Genomic DNA, 18699 nt, shown 5'->3' on the forward strand with positions numbered 1-18699 from the left:
CGACCGAACGAACCTGCAGGTCAGCGCGCCGTCGCGCCGATCACATCACCGCGCCTGGTGAGAACGCCTCTGAGCGTATGTTTGAACCGCTACGGATGGCCGGAAAGCCGAAGAATGAACGAGGGTTGCGCTCTGAAGATAAGATCACTCAGAGCCCAGGCCTGTGGCGAGCCGAGCTTTCCCCTGAAGCCGTCCACCGCTACCTGGCGCTCATGGGTGAAGAACCGTTTGCGTACGCGTTCTCTGTGGAGCACGGACATACCGGTCTACCTGTGCGCGATCGTCTTGAGTGCCGCGTCGTTGTGGATCAGTTTCTGGGGTTTCGCAGGCGGCCTGGTGCTCGTTCTCGAGCCGCTCTTCTGGTCGTTCGGCATCGCGGCTCAGATGGGCCCGTTCATTCCGCAGTCAATGACGCACGCGATTCTCGCAGCCCCAGCAGGAGTGCTCCTCGGGTGCGCGGCACTCGCGCTCCTGACGGGAATCTCACTCCTGCGTGACGCCCTGCGCACGGCCTTCTCGCGTGAGCAGGATCCTGACCTCGTCGCCAAGGTCGATGAGCTGCGCAGCAGCCGGGCATCACTGACCCGTGCATTCGAGCTCGAACGACAGCGCATCGAGCGCGACCTGCACGACGGTGCCCAGCAGGAGCTGGTGGCCGTGATCATGCGCCTGGGGATGCTCGAGGCGGCCGCTGCGTCGACCGAGGCGCCCGCCGTGATGAGTCAGGCGACCCAGGCGCGTGAACACGCCGAACAGGCTCTCGCCAGGCTCCGGCAGACGGTGCGTGACATCCACCCTCGGGAGCTGACCGACCTGGGTCTCACCGCAGCCGTGGGGGAGCTCGCCGCACGGTCGCCACTGCGCATCGAGCTCGACGCGTCAGGAGACGACGCCTTGCTCTCCGCCCCTGCAGCGGCCGCCGCCTACTTCACGATCTCCGAAGCCCTGACGAACATCGTCAAGCACGCTGGTACGGACCAGGCCGTGATCGAGCTCCGTTGCGACCACACAGGTGTCCGGCTTCGCGTAGCGGACTCAGGCAAGGGTGGTGCGGAGGTCGGTGCCGGAACAGGGCTTGCCGGCCTGATGGAACGCGTCCGGAGCGTGGGAGGGAAGCTCGAGGTCTCCAGCCCGGCCGGCGAAGGTACGATCGTCGCAGCTGCTGTGCCGGCTGAACCGCCCTGGTGACGCATGACGCAGACAGGCAGGAAGAAGGGCGCATGAGGGTCGTTCTGGCTGACGACACGACACTCATGCGAGCGGGGATCCGCGAGATCCTCACCGCGAACGGCCACGAGGTGGCACGTGAGTGCGAGGATGCCACCGAGCTGGTTGCCGTGATCGACGACCTCGCGCGCACAGGCGACGCACCCGACATCGTGATCACCGATGTGCGCATGCCACCAGGTAACACCGACGACGGGTTGCGGGCGGCGCTCGAGCTGCGGTCACGGCACCGTGACCTGCCGCTGCTGATTCTCTCGGCCTACGTCGTCGGCCCCTACGTGCGCGAGCTCCTCAGCGGGCCCGGAGCGGACGGTGGGGTCGGCTACCTCCTCAAGGAGAAGGTCGGGCGCGTCACGGACTTCCTCCGCGCACTCGACACCGTTGCCGCTGGCGGTGTGGTCATCGACCCGGAAGTCGTCAAGCACGCCACCGGGGCAAGCAAGCAGGACAGTCCGCTGTCGCGTCTCACCGATCGCGAGCGTGAGGTGCTGATGCTCATGGCCGAGGGACACTCGAACACGGAGATCTCTCGTGAGCTCCGTCTCTCCGGTGCCGCCGTCAGCAAGCACGTGTCCAACATCTTCCTCAAGCTCGGTTTCTCGCCCGACCAGGACAACCGGCGGGTGAGAGCCATCCTCGCCTGGTTCGAGCATCGTTGAGCCCGGCGCCCGCGCGGACCGTCCCGTGCACGCCCTGCGCCTCGGGGGAGTCGAGCGGGTCCGGGACGGGCACGCGCAGGACGCGCTACGCCGTCGGGCCGCTCACGCGCCCACCCGCTTCTGCCAGCCGGCGTACCCGCCGGCGGGCGTGAAGCCCAGGTCGATGTTGATCGCGAGCATGTGGTCGTTCTCCTCGGCGTTCCAGGTGTGGATGCGTTCGGTCGTGGGCCGGCGCACGGCGAGCTCGTCGAGGTTCACGACCTTGACGAGCATCCCGAGCCGGCGCCCGCGGTGCTCTCGCAGGACCAGGGTGTCCTCCTGGTAGGCGAACGCGGGGCGGTCCTCGGGGTAGTCCAGGACCGAGAACGCGGCGAGCGTGCCCGACGGCACGTGCTCGGCGACCGTCATGAGCAGGCCGTGGCCCTTGGCGCGCAGCTCCTCGACCCAGACGCCCACGCGCCGTGCGTCCCACGGGTCCTCGCGGAAGTCGATGTCGCCCAGGGGGGCGTCGGTGCTCATGCGCGTGAACAGCGTCCCGACCTGCTCGCGCCACTGCTCGGGGACGTCGTCCTCCCAGACGTGCGTGCGGTGGTCGGGTCCGGCGGCGGCCAGGGCCTGCGCGCGCAGGCGGTCGAGCGCACCGGGGTCGACGGGCAGCGGCAGGATCGAGTGCCGCTCGACCTGCTCCAGGACGTACCCCTTGCTGCGGACGAACCGTGGGCCGGGATCGTCGGCCGGGACGCGCCCGGCGCCCGTGCGCGCCTCGAGGGCGCCTGGTCCGGGCGGCGGCTCGGTGCCGTGCTGGGTGTCGGTGAACAGGACGGTCCTGCCCGCGTCGACGAGGACCTGCTCGCCCGTCTCCCACAGTGCGCTCCCGATCCCGTGGCGTCGGTGCGCGGGGCGGACCTGCACGGACAGCTCGCCCAGGTGCGTGTTGCTGCTGGTCGGCAGCGCGACGGCCAGGTGGCCGAGCACGTCCTGCGGTCCCGGGGTCTCGGGGGCGTCCGTGCGGACCGCGACGAAGCGCTGCTTGGTCGTGTACTCCTGGCTGTCCATCCCCGCGAGGACGTCGCGTGCCTCGTCGGCGAGGTCGTCGTAGCCGTGGATCTCGGTCGTGACCTCGGCCTCGACCTGGGCGATGCCGAGGTAGGCCCACGCGTCGGGGGAGTCGAGGTCGGTGGGGTGCGGGGCCTCGACGATCCGCCAGGTCGGCGTCGACTCGGTGGGGGGCTGGCTCATGTCCTCAGAATCTCGCGCGAGGCGCGAGCGGTCCACGGGTTTTCGGGGCGTGACGGGGGCGCGGCCCGGTCTCCTGGGCCGCGTCCCTCGGAGCGCCCGACGGCGCAGCGTGGGTCAGGCGTTCGACCTCCGGCCCGCGATGAGGCCCCAGATCAGCAGGACCACGAGCGAGCCGATGAACGCCCAGAACCAGGTCGAGAAGGACCAGAACTCCTGGTTGGGGTCCGAGCCGAACGCCCGGCCGATGAACCCGCCGACGAACGCCCCGACGACACCGATGATCAGGGTCACGACCCACCCGCCTGCTGCCCTGCCCGGCATGATGGCGCGGGCGATGGCCCCCATGATGAGTCCGATCACGATCCACGACAGAAACCACATGGTCCACTCCGTTCGTCGGACGAGCCCGACGGCCGACGACGACAGGGTCGGGGCCGGACCGGCGCCGTCGCCGGTCGGTACCACCGTGGCACGCTCGCACGGGACGTGCACGCCCATAGGGGGCGATCCGCGCACCGGACCGCAGCGCGACGCGCGCAGCCTACGCTGGGGTGGTCCGACGTCGGGAAGGGAAGTGAGCATGCGGGTCGACAGCTGGCTCTGGGCGGTCCGCCTGACCAAGAGCCGTTCGGTCGCGACGGCCGCGTGCCGCGCGGGCCACGTCAAGGTCGACGGGGTGCGCGTCAAGCCGTCCGCGACGCTCAAGGTCGGCAGCACCGTGACCTACCGCGGGGGCGACCGCGAGCGGGTCGTGGAGGTCGTCGAGCTGCTCGCCAAGCGGGTCGGTGCGCCCGAGGCCGCGAAGGCGTACGTCGACCACAGCCCGCCCGTGCTGCCGCGCGAGGCCGTGCCGTTCGTGCCCGTGCGCGACCGCGGTGCGGGGCGGCCGACCAAGCGGGAGCGGCGCGAGATCGACAAGCTGCGGGGCCGGGACCTGCCACCGGTCTGACTGGCCCTGGCGAGCGGCGCGAGACGGGTGGTCGCGCACGAGACGGGTGTCTGGGGCCCTGACGTGGGCGCCCGTCTGGGACCGGACCACCCGTCTCGCGGCTCAGACCGCACCGAACCACAGGTGCGGCCGCCGCTCGAGCCCGACCGTGAGCCCCGGTGGGACCAGCCGCAGCACCCGCCGGACGAGCTCCGCGCCGTCGCCGAGGTCCTTCATGGTCACGCGCAGCACCCGCCACCCCTCCTCCTCGATGCTCTCCTGCCGCCGCTTCTCCTCGAAGAGGACCTTCGCAGGGTCGCCCTGGGCGAGCGTCGAGTACTTCACGAACCCGTCGAACTCGACCAGGGCCCGCCACCGCGGCCAGCCCAGGTCGGACCGGAACGTCCCGAGCCGGGTGGCGACCGGGACCTGCGTGGCCGGCACGGGCAGGCCACGACGCAGCACGTGGAACCGGACCGCCGACTCGCCGGGTGACTCCGCCCCTGGGGTGCCGAGCGCCACGAGCGCTCGTGCCCGCGCGGTCCCTCGCCCGTCCCCGACCCGGTCGAGGAGGCGTGCAGGTGCTCGACCCGCAGACCACGGCGGAGGGCGGCGTCGACGACCACGAGCCCGTCGAGCGCGGGCAGCGTCCGTGCGCAGTCGACGACCGTGCGGGCGAAGGACGTCACGGGGTAGCCGAGGCGCACGGCGGTGTCGGTCGGGCCGAGCAGCGACTGGTGCCGCACCAGGTCCGCACCTTCTCCGGGGGCTCCTGGACGGTGGCGCTGCACGACGTGCACGCGATCAGGGGATCGCCACAGCGGCAGGTCCCACACGAGGGCCGCGCTGTCCTGGCTCAGGACGAAGGGGCTGCGCAGCTGGCGTGACACGGCCTCGACGTGGGCGACGGCCCGGAGCCGGTCGAGCGCGTGGCCGACGGCGGGCTCGTCCGAGGACCTCAGGCGGTAGGCGCCGCGGCGGACCTTCTCGAGCAGGCCCTGCGACAGCGCGGTGCGCAGGAGCGGCCGTGGGAGCTGGGCGGCCAGGACCACGCCGCCCGGGCGGGAGGCGAGCGAGACCAGGTGGTCGGGGAGCGAGGTCGTCATGGCCGCGATGGTGCCCGCCCCGCCGGCCCGACGGCGCCGCTCGCGCCGGGCTGTGGACAGCGGTCGCCCTGTGGTCGGGCTTCGCGCGTTGCGGCGGCTGGGGTCGCCGGTGGGCGGGTGCACGGGGTGCCGGGCCGAGCGGCGCGAGACGGGTGGTCGCGCACGAGACGGGTGTCTCGGGCCATGACGTGGGCGCCCGTCTGGGACCGGACCACCCGTCTGACGGAGGGAGTGCCGCGCAGCACGACGCCCGGGCCTCCTGGTGGAACAGGTGACCCGGGCGCGGTTCTGGTGCGGTGTCGATCAGCCCGCTCTCCTGCGGGCCGGTCGATCGGTGGTCAGGTCAGCAGGCGCCGAGATCCTTCCACGCGCCCCACTGTCCGCTCGTGCCGGGGTTCTCCCCGGTGTTCCACCACTTGGCCTCGTACGTCTTGTTGTTGTACGAGACGCGGTTGCCGCCCGTGTAGACCGAGCCGGCCGCCCAGGCGGGGGCAGTGCAGACCCCGGTGCCGCCCGTGGTGCCGCCGGTCGTGCCACCCGTCGTCCCGCCGGTCGTGCCGCCCGTGGTGCCGCCCGTCGTCCCGCCGGTCGTGCCACCGCCGTTGACCGTGAGGTCCACGCAGTTGTAGAAGGCGTTGACGGTGTTGGACACGTTCCAGCGGGCCAGGATCGTGTGGTTGCCCGAGGGCAGGTTGGTCAGCGTGTGCGAGATGTTGCTCGGGGGCTGTGCGCCGCCCTGGCTGAACGTCTGGTGCAGCTTGCCGTCGACGAAGTACTCCCACGTGCTCGTGTTGTGCGCGGCCGTGAGCTTCCACTGGAACGTCACCGAGCTGCCGACGCTCTTGCGCGGCCAGGGCTTGCTGTTGTCGTCGAGGATCGAGAACCCGCTGCCGCCCGAACACTGCATCGATCCCTTGGGGGCCTCGACGCTCTGCGGCTCGTACTTGACGCCACCGCAGTCGAAGGACGTGGCTCCGGTCGCACAGTTGTCCTGCCTGCTGGGCGGCGACGTGATCCACCCGTGGGCCGACGCGGCGGGGGCCACGACGATGGGGGCGGCGATCGCGGCCACCCCGAGGACGGCGGCAATCATTGCCGCGCGTAGTCGTCTCATCTTTTCTTCTCGCTCTCCATGGCAGTCGGTAGGGCCCCATTGCCGGGCGACCTACACATGTCGAATCGGACAAGTTCGACGCTATGCAACGAAATCGGGATGCACAATCCGGTGAAGCACGTAGGGGGGACTACGTATCGGCTGCAAATGTGGGACCGGAATGAAGAAAAGATGACGCCGGGCCGGGGAATTCCCCGACCCGGCGTCACCGGTCGTGCGTCACGCGTCAAGCGGTCCTCAGCAGGCGCCGAGGCTCTTCCAGGGGCCCCACTGCGCGGTGGCGTCGGGCTTCTCACCCTTGGTCCACCACTTGGCCTCGAACAGCTGGCCGTTCAGGGAGACCTTGGCGCCGCCCGTGTAGGCGACGGCCGTGTCCCACGCCCCGGCAGAGCACTGGGCGCCGCCGGTCGTGCCGCCCGTGGTGCCGCCGGTCGTGCCGCCCGTGGTGCCGCCGGTCGTGCCGCCCGTGGTGCCACCGGTCGTGCCACCACCGGTGACGGTGAGGTCGACGCAGTTGTAGAACGCCATCGGGGTGTCAGCGACGTTCCAGCGCGCGAGGACCGTGTGGTCGCCGGCAGGCAGGTTGGTCAGCGTGTGGGAGATGTCCTTCGCGGGCTGGGCGCCACCCGAGCTGAACGTCTGGTGGAGCTTGCCGTCGACGAAGTACTCCCACGTCGTCGTGGCGTGGTTGGCCGTCAGCTTCCACTGGAACTTCACGGAGGAAGCGACCGAGGTGCGCGGCCAGGGCTTGCTGTTGTCGTCGAGGATGGCGTAGCCGCTGCCCCCGCTGCACTGCATCGATCCCTTGGCGGCCTCGACGCTCTGCGGCTCGAACTTGATGCTGCCGCAGTCGAAGGACGTCGCGCCCGTGGCGCAGTTGTCCTGACGGCTCGGCGGGGAGGTGATCCACCCGTGTGCGGAGGCGGCGGGCGCCAGCACCACGGGGGCAACAATGGCGGTCGCGCCGAGCACGGCGGCGATCATTGCCGCACGTAGTCGTCTCATCTGCATCTCGCTTTCGTTGTGGTGGACGACGAGACGCAGCGGCCTCGGGTCCACCTCGACCAGAACGCTGCGACGCTAAGCCAGGGGTCGTTGAGTCTTCAAACAGCGACGCGGCATAAGGGTAATCACGTATGTGCTCGCGGAAGCGCAGAAAAATGGCGTCCTGGTGCGCCTGGCGGGCGGCGCCGGCGGGCAGATGAGAGGCAGGTGAGAGGAGGCTCACGCAGAATCGTGTGGAGAACCCCTATACGGACAGATCTGCCCATAACAGGCTCGCGGGCCCCTCGCCCGCCGAACGTTCCCCGCGCGACCGCGGGCCGCCCCGGCGCCGGTGGCCCGGAGGACGAAAGTCCCACGCCCCCGGGACCGTCGTCCGTGGCTCGCGAGAGCCGTTCTCGGGGAGGCTGGAGGCATGTCGAACCACGAAGAGAACATGAGTGCTGCCGTCGTCTTCGAGTCGATGTTCGGGAACTGCGAGAAGGTCGCCCGCCAGATCGCCGCCGGCATGGCGACGGGGGTTCCCGTCAAGGTGGTGGACGTCGCGGACGCGGTGGCGGACCCGTCGATCCTGGACGACGTCGCGCTCGTGGTCGCCGGTGGCCCCACGCACTCCATGTCCATGAGCCGTCCCGGCACCCGTGCCGAGGCCGTCCAGCGCTCGGGCGGGACGGTGCCCGCGCGCAACGTCGGCCTGCGCGAGTGGTGCGTCGCGCTGCAGGACCGTGCGGACGAGCACGGCCCCCGCTGGGTCACGACGTTCGACACCCGCACCGCGCTCGGGCGTGCGATCCCCAGCTCGGCCTCTCGTGCGGCCGCCCGCATCATCACGCGCAAGGGCTACGAGATGCTCGTGCCGCTCCGGTCGTTCCTCGTCGAGGACGCGGCCGGGCCCCTGGTTGACGGACACCTCGAGGGGGCGTACGTCTGGGGCGAGAAGATCGCCGCAGCCCTGCGCGCACAGGCTCTGGTCGCCGCCTGACGAGGGCGGGGTCGAGGACCGCGGTCGAGCACGGACGGGGAAGACGGGCTCGGCCGCGGAGGTACGGCACGGCGACGCACCACGGGTGACACACGCGCCGCGCCGCACGACGCGCGTGGAGCGGCGCCGCGCCGCGGGACGCCGCCGCGAGGGACCGGGAGCGCCCGGGACTACCCGGAGCGGGTGATGCGACGTCCGCCGCGGACGAAGGACCGTGGGGGGACGATCCCGACGGCCTCTGGAGTGCATCATGAGCGACACCGCCCCGCCGACCGCCCCCGACACCGTGGTCCTCGTCCACGGGCTGTGGATGACGCCGCGCTCCTGGGAGCACTGGGTCCCGCACTACGAGGCCAAGGGGTTCCGCGTGCTCACGCCCGGGTACCCGGGGTTCGAGATCGAGGTCGAGGCGCTGCGCGAGAACCCCGACGTCATCGCGCGGCTCACCGTCCCCGAGACGGTCGACCACCTCGCGGGCGTCGTCGAGGGCCTCGACCGGCCCCCGATCATCATGGGCCACTCGTTCGGCGGCACCCTGACCCAGCTGCTGCTGGCCCGCGGGCTGGGGGCCTCGGCCGTCGTGATCGACGCCGCCCCGACCGAGGGCGTGCGCGTCAACCCGCCCTCGCAGATCAGGTCGCTCTTCCCGATCCTCAACAACCCCGCCAAGGCCCACCGCGCGGCGGGGTTCACGCCCGAGCAGTTCCACTACGCGTTCACCAACACGCTCACGGCGGAGGAGTCGCGCGAGGTCTACGACCGGTACCACATCCCTGCTCCGGGGAGCTGGGTGTGGGCCTACGGGCTGATCGCGAACTTCAAGCCGGGCAAGCAGGAGACGTGGGTCGACTACGACGCCGACCGGGCGCCGCTCCTGTTCGTGACGGGCGGTGAGGACCACATCATGCCGCCGTCCGTGAACCACTCGAACGCGCACAGGTACCACCGGTCGCCCGCGCTGACCGAGGTCCGCGACTTCGCGGGCAGGTCCCACTGGACGTGCGCCGAGCCCGGCTGGGAGGCCGTCGCCGACGCCGCCCTGGAATGGGCGGTCGCGCACGCCCGGGCGCCCCAGGGAGCGGACGAGCCGGCCTGAGCCGGGGACCGTCGGGACCGACTGCCGGGCGTGCCTACCGCGGGACAGGCGTGCCGCCGCCGTCGGGCGGGCGGAGCGCGTGCGCGAGCTGACGCCGGGACGTGACACCGAGCTTCCGGAACGCCTTGCGCAGGTGGTAGTGCACGGTGTGCGTGCTGATGAACAGGTGCGCCGCGATCTCCGCGTTGGTCGCGCCCGTGGCCGCGATCTCGACCACGGCCTGCTCCTGCGCGGTGAGTCCCGTCGTCGGGCGGTCGCGCGGCGTCGGTGCCCGTCCGGTGACGGCGCTCAGCTCGCGGCGTGCGCGCGCCGCGAAGGGTGCGGCGCCCATGCCCTCGAACAGGTCGAGCGCGGTCGAGAGCGCGTCGGCGGCCTCACGCCGTCGGCGCCTGCGCCGCAGCCACTCACCGTGCAGGAGGTGCGTCCGGGCGAGGTCCGCGACCGACCGCGTCCGTGACAGGTGCCCGACGGCGGCGCGGAAGTGGGCGTCGGCCTCGCCCTCGGGGGCGACCAGCGCGCGCGAGCGGGACAGGACGCCCAGGCCCCATGGGGCGCCGCTCGCGAGGGTGACGGCGGCGAGGCGGTCCAGCGCGGAGAGAGCGACGTCGTCGTGGCCGCTGCGCCGTGCGGCCTCCACGAGGTCAGGCAGGACGCGCGTCCCGACCTGCATGAACCCCTCCCGTGCGACGACGGACAGACCGTCGAAGGCTGCGGCGTGGTCGCCCGCGGCGAGGTCGAGCAGCGCGCGCGCCGTCCGGGCCAGGCTGACGGCCCCGCCGATCCCGAGGTGCGCCGCGGCCTGTTCGGCGCCGTCGATCCGGTCGCGCAGCGCCCGCGAGTCCGGGCCGCGCCACGCGAGCAGCTCGACGTTGGCGAACACGCGGGCCTGCTCGGGGCTCAACCCCACGGCCTCGCGGAGCTCGTGGACCTCGGCCAGCAGGCGCTCGGCCGAGCCCAGCCGCCCCATGACGGTCTCGCACAGCGACAGGACCCACAACGCGGAGTCGAGGGTCGGGAGGGCGCCCGCGGCGCGCGCCTGCGCGGCGGCCTGCCGCAGCAGCTCGTCCCGGGCGGCGTCGTCCCACAGACCTGTCGTGACGGCGACCGCGAGGAGGCCGTGGCGCCGGAAGGTCTCCGACGTCGTCGCGCCCGGGGTGCGCATGGCGTCGACCGCGGCCCGCAGCGCCGGGACGCAGCGCGCGTCGGGGGTCGTCGCGAGTGCCGCCAGGGCGGTCAGCAGCGTCGGGGTGAGCGCCGTGGGCGCGTGCGCGGGTGCCGCGCCCGTGCGCCCGGCGCCGGCTGGGCCGGCCAGGACGCGGGCCTCCCGGGCGAGATCCTCGAGGACGCCGTCTCCCGCGGACGACTCGGCGGCGAGGATCTCGCCGAACGCGGCGAGCAGGGCGTCCTGCGCGGCGGCCGGTTCCGTGTCCCGCAGGGCGCGGGCGGCACGCAGGAAGAGGCCGGGGCTCTCGGCCGCCGCGCGCGCCGCCCCCGCGTACTTGCGCGCCACGGCCCGCGCCATGAGGCTCCGTGCGAGCACGGTGGGGGCGAGCGTCGAGCCGTCGACCCCCTCCAGCAGGGTCAGGGCCCGGACCGGGGACCCGGCGTGGGACGCGGCCTCGGCGGCCGAGACGATCCGCTCGTCCCGGCGGGCTCCCGGTGGGGTGAGCTCGACCGCCCGTGCGAGGAGCGCCGCGCGCGCCGCGTAGCCGCCGCGCGCGTGGGCTCGCCCGGCTCCCGCCACGAGGGCAGCGGCGGCCTCCTCGTCCGGTCCGGTCGTCGCGGACGACAGGTGCCAGGCGCGCAGGTCGACGTCCTCCGCGCGGTCGGTCACGGCCGCGAGCGCCGCGTGGGCCGCGCGGCGCTCGCCGCTGGTCGCCCCGCGGTAGACGGCGGACCGGACGAGGGGGTGGCGGAACACGACCGGGCCGTCGACCGTGACGAGGCGGTCGCGCTCGGGTGGGGCGCAGGCGTCGTCGGGCAGCCCCAGTGCGGAGGCCGCTGCTGCGACGTAGGTGCTGTCGCCGTCGGGCTCGGCCGCGGCGAGGAGGAGCCAACGGCGGGTCGTGGGCTCGTACGCCTGCGTCAGGCGCTGGTAGTGCTCCTCCAGGTGGCTGCCGACGGGCAGCGGGGCGGCGAGCACCGCGCCGCCCGCGAGCTGGGACGCGCTGAGCTCGCCGCTCAGGTCGAGCAGTGCGAGGGGGTTGCCGCCCGTGGCGGTGACGATCGAGTCCGCCACGTGCGGGTCGAGGGCCGTGCCCACGCGTGCGCGCAGCAGTGCGAGGGCCTCGTCGCGCGCGAGCCCGGTCAGCTCGAGGGTCGGCAGGTCGGCGACCGCGGCCTGGCCCGGGGTCCCGGTCCGCACCGCCAGGAGCGCGGCGACCCGCTCGGCCCGCAGGCGGCGTCCGACGAACGCGAGGGCGTCGAGCGACTCGCGGTCGAGCCACTGCGCGTCGTCGGCGAGGACCAGGGTGGGGGCGTCGGCGGACAGGTCGGCCAGGAGGGAGAGCACGGCGAGGCTCACGAGGAACCTGTCCGGGGCCGGGCCCGACGACGTCCCGAGCGCCACGCGCAGGGCGTTCGCCTGGGGGGCGGGCAGGGTCTCGACACGCGCCGCCCAGGGGAGCAGGGCGCGCTGGATCGCGGCGAAGGGGAGGTCGGCCTCGGTCTCGGCACCTGCCAGGCGCAGGACCGTGAAGCCCTGGGCTGCGGCGGCCGTCCGCCCGAGCAGCGTGCTCTTGCCCGTGCCGGGCTCGCCCCGCAGGACCAGGACCCGGCTCGTCCCGCGGCGGGCGTCGGCCAGGACGTCGGCGAGGAGGGTCCGCTCGGGCTCGCGACCGATCAGCACGTCGGAGGAGGACATGGCACCCCGCATCCCTCGAGCCCCACCGGAGGGCTCGTTCCACGGCACGGTGGGGGCCGGTGCGACCCTCAGCCGGACCTTATCGGCTGGGACGGGTCGCGTCATCGGGAACCGGGGCCGTCGTGTCAGCGGATGAACTTCAGGATCCTCCGGTCCTTTCCGTCACAAGGGCGCCCCCGGTGCGTCTTTCCCGGTGATCGGCCGTCCGGGCCGGGCTCGACGGGGAGGAGGACGCACATGGGACGCTACGAGGACCGCTGGTGGCAGGGGCACGACCACCTCCTGCGCTTCGTCGCCGCGCACGGGCACTCGCGGGTCCCCGTGGGCCACCGGACCGTCCCCGACGGCTTCACGCTCGGGACGTGGGTCAAGGTGCAGCGCCGCGAGCACGCCCTGGGGACCCTGAAGGACGAGCGGTTCCGGGCGTTGAGCGAGGCCGGGTTCGAGTTCGAGGTGCGCCGGCCCGTCAAGGAGTGGCAGCGCAACGTGGGCCGGCTGGCCGCGTTCAGGGACGAGCACGGGCACACCCGCGTCCCCTACTACTTCGAGACGGCCGACGGGTTCGGGCTCGGCACCTGGGTCGGGCGCATGCGCCGGCGTCGGGCGGCAGGGGACCTCACCGACCAGCAGGTGGCGGACCTCGAGGCGGCCGGGATGGACTGGACGGCTCCCCTCACGGTGTCCAAGGGGCGCAGCCACCGCGCGTTCGCGGAGTTCGTCGCCGAGCACGGCCACGGCCAGGTGCCGGACGCGTACCGCACGAGCGACGGGTTCGACCTGTCGGGCTGGGTGGCCCGGGTGCGCCGCGAACAGCGTGCCGGTCGGCTGTCGCCAGCGCAGGAGGACGAGCTGCGGGACCTCGGCCTGGACCTCCCGCGGGTCCCGGACGCGCAGGACTGGGACGCGCACCTGGCCTGCCTGACGCGGTACGTCGCGAGGAACGGCCCGGGCATCTCGACCACGTTCGAGTGCGACGACGGCACCCGCCTGGGTCACTGGGTCGCGAGCCAGCGCGCGGCCCGACGCGCGGGCGAGCTCTCGCAGGACCGGATCACGCAGCTCGACGGGATCGGTTTCGTCTGGCACGTGCCGGACGGCGACGGCAGGTGGCGGCGCGGCGTCGAGCTCCTCACCCGGTACGTCGAGGAGCACGGTCACGCCCGCGTGCCCGGTGACCACGTCGCGCCCGACGGGACCCGTCTCGGTGCCTGGGTCGCGCGCCGCCGGTGGGAGCACCGCCACGGGCTGCTGCGTGCGGAGCGCATCGACCAGCTCGAGGCCCTGGGCTTCGAGTGGGTCGCCTCGCCTCGGGCAGGCGCGTCGCGCGGCACGGACGACGAGGCCTTCCGGGCCTGGGTCGGGGCGCTCGAGGCCTTCCGCGCCGAGCACGAGCACTGCCGCGTCCCGGCGGCCTACCGGAGCCCTGACGGCAGGAGGCTGGGCGCCTGGGTCGCGTACACCCGGGCGCGGCACGCCAAGGGGCTGCTCGAGCCCGGTCGCGTCGAGGTGCTCGACCGCGTCGGCTTCGTGTGGCGGGTGCGCGACAACGACCAGCTGTGGCGCCAGGGCGTGGACGCCCTGACCCGGTACGTCGAGGTGCACGGCCATGCCCGCGTCCCCATCCGGTACCGGTGCGACGACGGGTTCCGCCTCGGGCGTTGGGTGCGCAGCCGACGCAGCGAAGGGGTCACCGGCCGGCTCAGTCCCGAGCGCACCGCAGCGCTCGACGCGCTGGGGTTCGTCTGGGACCCGTTGGCGCTCGCGGCGTAGTCCGCCGGATCGTCCGGGGCGACGTCGCGCGGGTCGCCGGGGCGGGTGAGGGGCGACGGCGGCACGGCCTAGGGTTGACGTCCGTGAAGGTCATCACCACGACGCTGCAGATGCTCCGGCCCCCTGACGTCGCCCCGCGGGCCGTGCCCGACGGGGTCCGCCTCGAACGGGCCGTCGGCATCCGTCCCGAGTACGCGCGGTTCCTGTACGGCCTGGTCGGCGGGCCGTGGTTCTGGACGGACCGGCTCGGCTGGACGCGCGACCGGTGGGAGGCCGAGCTCGCGGTGCCGGGCACGGAGCTCTGGGTCCTCCACGGCGAGGACGGGCCGTGGGGATACGTCCACCTGCAGCCGGTCGTGGCCGACGACGGGACGCACGTCGAGATCCGCTACCTCGGCCTCGCGGAGCAGGCGATCGGGCGGGGGCTGGGTGGTCTCCTGCTCGAGCACGGCATCTCGGCCGCTTGGTCGGTGCCGGGACGGTCCGACCTGCCTCCGGTCGTGCGCGTCTGGGTGCACACGTGCTCGCTCGACGGGCCTGCGGCTCTCGCGAACTACCGGGCCCGCGGCCTCGTGGTCTGCGGGACCGAGGAGACCGACGAGGACGTGCCCGAGCAGCCCCTGGGCTCCTGGGTGTCCACGGGCGGGCCGGTCGGCGCCTCGGCGACCAGCAGCGGCACCCTGGGCTGACGGCCTGCCTTGACGGCTGGTCCCCGCGGGCCCAGGAGCCGGCCGCCGACCGGACCGCGGTCGGTCGTCGAACACGCCCCAGCAGATCGCGCTCCGCCGTCGCTGAGCGTCCCGCCCCGGCGCACGGTGGTCAGGCGGGGGTCACGGTCGGTGGGCAGGATCGGCACGGGACGACCGCACCGCACGGGTGGTCGGCACCCGGGCGGGAGGACGCCGGGAACACGCACGCCGGCCGCTCCCGGGGGAGCGACCGGCGTACGCGGCCTGCAGCGGTCGGCAGCCGGTCGTCGCGCGTCTGCCGACCGGTCGTCAGTCGACCGTGACGGCGTCGAGCACGGGGAGCCGTGCGGCGCGCAGCGCGGGCCACCCGGCGGCGAGCACCCCGACGAGCACCGCGATGCCCACCATGGTCCCGAGCCCGGTCCAGGGGATCACGAGGTCGGTGAAGCCCGTGCTCGCGAACACGGTCGGCATGCCGGCCGCGAGGCCGACCCCCACCACGAGTCCCAGCACGGTCCCGAACACGGCCGTGAGGACCGACTCGATGACGATGGTCCCGGCGAGCTGGGAGCGTCCCAGCCCGACGGCGCGCAGGAGCCCGATCTCCCGCGTCCGCTCGATCACGGACAGCGCGAGCGTGTTGACGATGCCGAGGACCGCGATGACGATCGAGAGCCCCAGCAGCGCGTAGAGGATCGTGAGCATCTGGTTCACCTGGCTCGCGAGCGACGAGATGAACTCGTCGTTGTCCATGACGGACACGATCATGTACGGCTTGGCGGCGGCGGTCACGGCCTCGTCGAGCTCGGCCTGGGTCACGCCGTCGGCCGCGTTGACCAGGACGAGGGTCGACATCTCGGAGGGGGCCGCGGAGAGCTCGGCGAAGACCGTCTCCGGGACGATCACGGGCACGCCCAGGGCGGGCGAGTCGAAGATCGAGCCGATCGTGACGTCGGTGCTGCCGAGCTGTGTGCGCAGCGTGAGCTCGTCGCCGAGCTCCCAGCCCTCGTCGTTCGCGGTCGCCTCGAGGACGCTGACCTGCCCGTCCGCGAGCGTGTCGAGGCTGCCCTCGACGGTCTCGGTGTGCCAGGTCCGGCCGAACACCCCGGGGTCGACCCCGAGGACGAACAGCGGTGCGGCGTCGGCGGCGTCGGCCGACGAGTCGCCGACGAAGTACCGGTCGGCCGTCATGGAGTCGGCCGTGCCGACCTCGGGCAGGCCGGTGATGTCGCCCACGGCCCCCGAGGGGATCGTGCCGGTCGCGGACTGCACGACCAGGTCGGCGAGGGACTCCTCCGTCACGATGTTCTTCATCGACGCCTGCATGGATGCGGCCAGGACGGAGGCCGCGCCGACGAGGGACATGCCGATCATGAGCGCGCCCGCGGTGCTCGCGGTGCGGCGGGGGTTGCGGGTCACGTTGCCGCGCGCGAGCGTCCCGAGGGGCTTGGCCCAGGCGACGAACGGCGCGGACATGACGTGCAGGACAGCGCGTGCGACGACGGGGGCGAGGACCAGGGTCCCGGCGACCACGAGCACCGCACCGAGGCCGAGCAGGCCCCCGGTGCTCGCGGTGTCGTCGGCCGCGGCCTGGACGACGGCGAGGACGACGGCGCCGGCTCCGGCCCCTGCGACGACCGCCCCGATGATCCCGCGGAGCCGGAGCGACCCGGCCTGGGCGGGGGCGTCGTCGCGCATGGCCTCGACGGGGGCGACGAGGGCCGCGCGACGGGCCGGCAGGGCTGCGGAGGCGACCGACACGACGATGCCGAGCACGAGCGAGACCACGATCATCGACGCGTTGACGGGGATGTCGCCCGCGAGGTCCATGCCGACCGTCTCGAACACGGCCTTGAGCCCCGTGACGAGCCCCAGCCCGCCGAGGATGCCGAGCGCGCCGCCGAGCGTGCCGATGATCGCGGCCTGGACCAGGATCGAGGAGAAGACCTGGAGCGGGGAGGCTCCCACCGCGCGCAGCAGGGCGAACTCGCGCTGGCGCTGGCGGACGGTCATGGCGAACGTGTTCGCGATGATGAACCCGCCGACGAACAGCGAGATGCCCGCGAAGACGAGCAGGAACGTCTCGATGAAGCCGAGCATCGACGAGATGTCCTCCCGGGCCTCGTCGCGTGCGACCTCACCCGTGATGACCTCGACGGCCTCCGCGGGGGCTGCGGCGTCGATGGCTGCCGCGACGTCGTCGCGCAGCCGCTGCTCGCCCACGCCGTCCTCGGCGAGGACCGTGATGCTGGAGACGGTGCCGTCGGGGGCGAACGCCGCGGCGGCCGTCGCCTCGTCGAAGAAGACGATGCTCGCGCCGGCCATCGAGGCGCCCATGTCGACGATCCCGGTGAGGGTCGCCTCGGCGATCTCGCCCGCGACGACGATCGTCGTCGTGTCACCGACCTCGAGGCCGCTCGCCTCGGCCGTGCCGGCCTCGAGCAGGAACTCGTCGGGGCCCGACGGCGCCGCGCCCTGGGTGAGCGGGGTCGCCGGGTCGGCGGCCTGGTAGGCGAGGCCGAACGTCGGGGCCCCCGTCGTGGGCGGCGGGGTGCCGTCCGCGCCGACGAGCACGAGCGGACCGGTGTAGTCGGCGAACGCCTGCGCGACGCCGTCGACCGCCTCGATGGTGTCGACGAGCCCGGCGGGGATGGCGTTGCGGACGGCGCCCGCGCTCGCGTTCTCCTGGGTGAGCGCGGAGGAGTCCTCGTCGCCGCGCACCAGGACGTCGGCGGACGAGGAGTCGACGATCCCGTCGAACGTGCTGGACAGCATCTCGCGCAGCGAGAACGTGCCCGCGACGAACGAGACGCCGAGCACGACCGCGAGGATGGACATCCCGAGACGCACGAGGTGCGCCCGGACGTTGCGCAGGGCGACGCGCAGCATCAGGCGGCCGCCTTCTTGCGCGTGAGGGAGCCCAGGACGGCCAGGACGGAGTCCGGTGTCGGGTCGAGGATCTCGTCGACGATGCGCCCGTCGGCGAGGAACAGGACGCGGTGCGCGTAGCTCGCCGCGACGGGGTCGTGCGTGACCATGACGACCGACTGGCCCAGGTCGTCGACCGACTCGCGCAGGAACGTCAGGACCTCGCGCGACGACGTCGAGTCCAGGTTCCCCGTGGGTTCGTCCGCGAACACGACCGACGGCTTGGAGACCAGGGCGCGCGCGCACGCGACGCGCTGCTGCTGCCCGCCGGACAGCTCGCTCGGGCGGTGCTTGAGTCGGTCCGACAGCCCGACGGCGTCGACCACCTTCGCGAGGTACGCCCGGTCCACGGGCCTGCGCGCGATGTCGAGGGGCAGGGTGATGTTCTCCTCGGCCGTGAGCGTCGGGACGAGGTTGAACGACTGGAAGACGAACCCGAGCTGGGTGCGGCGCAGCTTCGTGAGCTGGCGCTGGTTCATCGAGGAGACGACCAGGTCGTCGACGACGACGGTGCCGGCCGTCGGGGTGTCGAGGCCCGCCATGCAGTGCATGAGCGTGGACTTGCCGGAGCCGGACGGGCCCATGATCGCGGTGAAGCGGCCGCGACCGAAGTCGACGTCGACGCCCGCGAGCGCGTGGACCGCCGTCGGGCCCTTGCCGTAGGTCTTGACCAGGCCGCGCGCCGACGCGATGGTCTCGGCGCCGGTGGGCGGCGTGCCGCCGGCGGCCGCCGGCATGACGTGGGCCGGAGCAGGGGACGGGGAGGGCATGTCGGACTCGTCTCTCGAGGGGCGGGGCACGGTGCGTGCGGCGACCCGACGAGCGAGGTGTCGCGGTGGACGACCGCCCACGGTCGCCTCAGAGCCGCTGCCCCCATCCTGGCGGCGGCCGGTGCGGCGGAGCATCGGGGATCTCCCTGAAAGAACCCTGAACGTGGGCCGGGAGCGTCACCCGACCGAGGTACGCCGCCAGAGGGACGCCCGGCCGGGCCGTGGCGACGGTGGTGCTAGTTGTTCTGTGTCATGACGTTGGTGACACGCCGGGAGGTGGGGGCGTAGGCGAGGGGTAGGCCTTGAACCGCAGGATGGAGGTACCT

Annotated in this window: 16 protein-coding genes; 7 read left to right on the forward strand and 9 right to left on the reverse strand. The window is 73.1% G+C overall.

Annotation, left to right across the window (positions count from 1 at the left end; translation table 11 throughout):
- Both H9623_RS18740 and H9623_RS18745 read left to right on the forward strand, forming a co-directional pair.
- Window positions 1-1188, forward strand: a 1188-nt coding sequence (locus H9623_RS18740; protein WP_227748917.1) for a sensor histidine kinase, incomplete at its 5' end; no start/stop codon positions are given.
- Entirely contained in the window at window positions 1185-1886 is a 702-nt protein-coding gene (locus tag H9623_RS18745) for a response regulator transcription factor (protein ID WP_321575551.1), read from the forward strand. The genes H9623_RS18740 and H9623_RS18745, both read left to right, overlap by 4 nt.
- A gap of 102 nt (window positions 1887-1988) precedes the next feature.
- On the opposite strand, the gene H9623_RS18750 is transcribed toward H9623_RS18745, so the two are convergent.
- The gene (locus H9623_RS18750) at window positions 1989-3125 is read right to left on the reverse strand and encodes a GNAT family N-acetyltransferase (RefSeq protein ID WP_193721522.1); all 1137 of its coding nucleotides are present in this window, start codon (window positions 3123-3125) and stop codon (window positions 1989-1991) included.
- A gap of 114 nt (window positions 3126-3239) precedes the next feature.
- The gene (locus H9623_RS18755; protein ID WP_193721523.1) at window positions 3240-3506 is read right to left on the reverse strand and encodes a GlsB/YeaQ/YmgE family stress response membrane protein; all 267 of its coding nucleotides are present in this window, start codon (window positions 3504-3506) and stop codon (window positions 3240-3242) included.
- 199 nt (window positions 3507-3705) lie between these two features.
- Here H9623_RS18755 and H9623_RS19725 point away from each other — a divergent pair, with 199 nt between their 5' ends.
- Window positions 3706-4074 carry an RNA-binding S4 domain-containing protein gene (locus tag H9623_RS19725; protein WP_227748918.1) on the forward strand — a complete coding sequence of 123 codons (369 nt, stop codon included), beginning with the start codon at window positions 3706-3708 and terminating at the stop codon, window positions 4072-4074.
- 102 nt (window positions 4075-4176) lie between these two features.
- Here H9623_RS19725 and H9623_RS18765 read toward each other — a convergent pair whose 3' ends face one another.
- The 4 genes from H9623_RS18765 to H9623_RS18780 all read right to left on the reverse strand — a co-directional run bounded on the left by H9623_RS18765 (window position 4177) and on the right by H9623_RS18780 (window position 7257).
- A complete protein-coding gene (locus H9623_RS18765; protein ID WP_193721525.1) occupies window positions 4177-4398 on the reverse strand; it encodes a hypothetical protein in 222 nt (73 codons plus the stop codon).
- Complete coding sequence (locus tag H9623_RS18770; protein WP_193721526.1) at window positions 4395-5159, reverse strand: type IV toxin-antitoxin system AbiEi family antitoxin domain-containing protein; 765 nt, start codon at window positions 5157-5159, stop codon at window positions 4395-4397. The genes H9623_RS18765 and H9623_RS18770 overlap by 4 nt, the downstream gene beginning before the upstream one ends.
- A 343-nt stretch (window positions 5160-5502) precedes the next feature.
- Window positions 5503-6252 (reverse strand): lytic polysaccharide monooxygenase, encoded by a 750-nt coding sequence (locus H9623_RS18775; protein ID WP_227748919.1) that lies wholly within the window; start codon window positions 6250-6252, stop codon window positions 5503-5505.
- A gap of 258 nt (window positions 6253-6510) precedes the next feature.
- Window positions 6511-7257, reverse strand: coding sequence for a lytic polysaccharide monooxygenase (locus H9623_RS18780; protein WP_227748920.1), 747 nt, complete (start codon window positions 7255-7257; stop codon window positions 6511-6513).
- A gap of 433 nt (window positions 7258-7690) precedes the next feature.
- On the opposite strand from H9623_RS18780, the gene H9623_RS18785 reads away from it, so the two are divergent.
- Window positions 7691-8257 (forward strand): flavodoxin domain-containing protein, encoded by a 567-nt coding sequence (locus tag H9623_RS18785; RefSeq protein WP_193721529.1) that lies wholly within the window; start codon window positions 7691-7693, stop codon window positions 8255-8257.
- A gap of 250 nt (window positions 8258-8507) precedes the next feature.
- Window positions 8508-9353 carry an alpha/beta hydrolase gene (locus tag H9623_RS18790; protein WP_193721530.1) on the forward strand — a complete coding sequence of 282 codons (846 nt, stop codon included), beginning with the start codon at window positions 8508-8510 and terminating at the stop codon, window positions 9351-9353.
- A 34-nt stretch (window positions 9354-9387) separates the two neighbouring features.
- Here the strand turns inward: H9623_RS18790 and H9623_RS18795 are convergent, their stop codons facing one another.
- Complete coding sequence (locus H9623_RS18795) at window positions 9388-12216, reverse strand: AAA family ATPase (protein WP_193721531.1); 2829 nt, start codon at window positions 12214-12216, stop codon at window positions 9388-9390.
- Window positions 12217-12453: 237 nt separating this feature from the next.
- On the opposite strand from H9623_RS18795, the gene H9623_RS18800 reads away from it, so the two are divergent.
- The gene (locus tag H9623_RS18800; RefSeq protein WP_193721532.1) at window positions 12454-13986 is read left to right on the forward strand and encodes a helicase associated domain-containing protein; all 1533 of its coding nucleotides are present in this window, start codon (window positions 12454-12456) and stop codon (window positions 13984-13986) included.
- 83 nt (window positions 13987-14069) lie between these two features.
- Window positions 14070-14675, forward strand: coding sequence for a GNAT family acetyltransferase (locus tag H9623_RS18805; RefSeq protein WP_193721533.1), 606 nt, complete (start codon window positions 14070-14072; stop codon window positions 14673-14675).
- Between the two features lie 309 nt (window positions 14676-14984).
- On the opposite strand, the gene H9623_RS18810 is transcribed toward H9623_RS18805, so the two are convergent.
- Both H9623_RS18810 and H9623_RS18815 read right to left on the reverse strand, forming a co-directional pair.
- The gene (locus H9623_RS18810) at window positions 14985-17564 is read right to left on the reverse strand and encodes an ABC transporter permease (protein ID WP_193721534.1); all 2580 of its coding nucleotides are present in this window, start codon (window positions 17562-17564) and stop codon (window positions 14985-14987) included.
- Window positions 17564-18373 carry an ABC transporter ATP-binding protein gene (locus H9623_RS18815; protein ID WP_407671989.1) on the reverse strand — a complete coding sequence of 270 codons (810 nt, stop codon included), beginning with the start codon at window positions 18371-18373 and terminating at the stop codon, window positions 17564-17566. The genes H9623_RS18810 and H9623_RS18815 overlap by 1 nt, the downstream gene beginning before the upstream one ends.
- Window positions 18374-18699: the final 326 nt, after the last annotated feature.

Origin of the sequence: Oerskovia douganii, assembly GCF_015142735.1 — a bacterium.
Taxonomy (GTDB): domain Bacteria; phylum Actinomycetota; class Actinomycetes; order Actinomycetales; family Cellulomonadaceae; genus Oerskovia; species Oerskovia douganii.

What these genes read in the sequence shown, in the direction of transcription:
- H9623_RS18795 (WP_193721531.1), bottom strand. Translation starts at nt 12,216, where the DNA reads ATGTCCTCCTCCGACGTGCTGATCGGTCGCGAGCCCGAGCGGACCCTC.
- H9623_RS18775 (WP_227748919.1), bottom strand. Translation starts at nt 6,252, where the DNA reads ATGATTGCCGCCGTCCTCGGGGTGGCCGCGATCGCCGCCCCCATCGTC.
- H9623_RS18750 (WP_193721522.1), bottom strand. Translation starts at nt 3,125, where the DNA reads ATGAGCCAGCCCCCCACCGAGTCGACGCCGACCTGGCGGATCGTCGAG.
- H9623_RS19725 (WP_227748918.1), top strand. Translation starts at nt 3,706, where the DNA reads ATGCGGGTCGACAGCTGGCTCTGGGCGGTCCGCCTGACCAAGAGCCGT.
- H9623_RS18790 (WP_193721530.1), top strand. Translation starts at nt 8,508, where the DNA reads ATGAGCGACACCGCCCCGCCGACCGCCCCCGACACCGTGGTCCTCGTC.
- H9623_RS18815 (WP_407671989.1), bottom strand. Translation starts at nt 18,373, where the DNA reads ATGCCCTCCCCGTCCCCTGCTCCGGCCCACGTCATGCCGGCGGCCGCC.
- H9623_RS18780 (WP_227748920.1), bottom strand. Translation starts at nt 7,257, where the DNA reads ATGATCGCCGCCGTGCTCGGCGCGACCGCCATTGTTGCCCCCGTGGTG.
- H9623_RS18810 (WP_193721534.1), bottom strand. Translation starts at nt 17,564, where the DNA reads ATGCTGCGCGTCGCCCTGCGCAACGTCCGGGCGCACCTCGTGCGTCTC.
- H9623_RS18800 (WP_193721532.1), top strand. Translation starts at nt 12,454, where the DNA reads ATGGGACGCTACGAGGACCGCTGGTGGCAGGGGCACGACCACCTCCTG.
- H9623_RS18755 (WP_193721523.1), bottom strand. Translation starts at nt 3,506, where the DNA reads ATGTGGTTTCTGTCGTGGATCGTGATCGGACTCATCATGGGGGCCATC.
- H9623_RS18770 (WP_193721526.1), bottom strand. Translation starts at nt 5,159, where the DNA reads ATGACGACCTCGCTCCCCGACCACCTGGTCTCGCTCGCCTCCCGCCCG.
- H9623_RS18785 (WP_193721529.1), top strand. Translation starts at nt 7,691, where the DNA reads ATGTCGAACCACGAAGAGAACATGAGTGCTGCCGTCGTCTTCGAGTCG.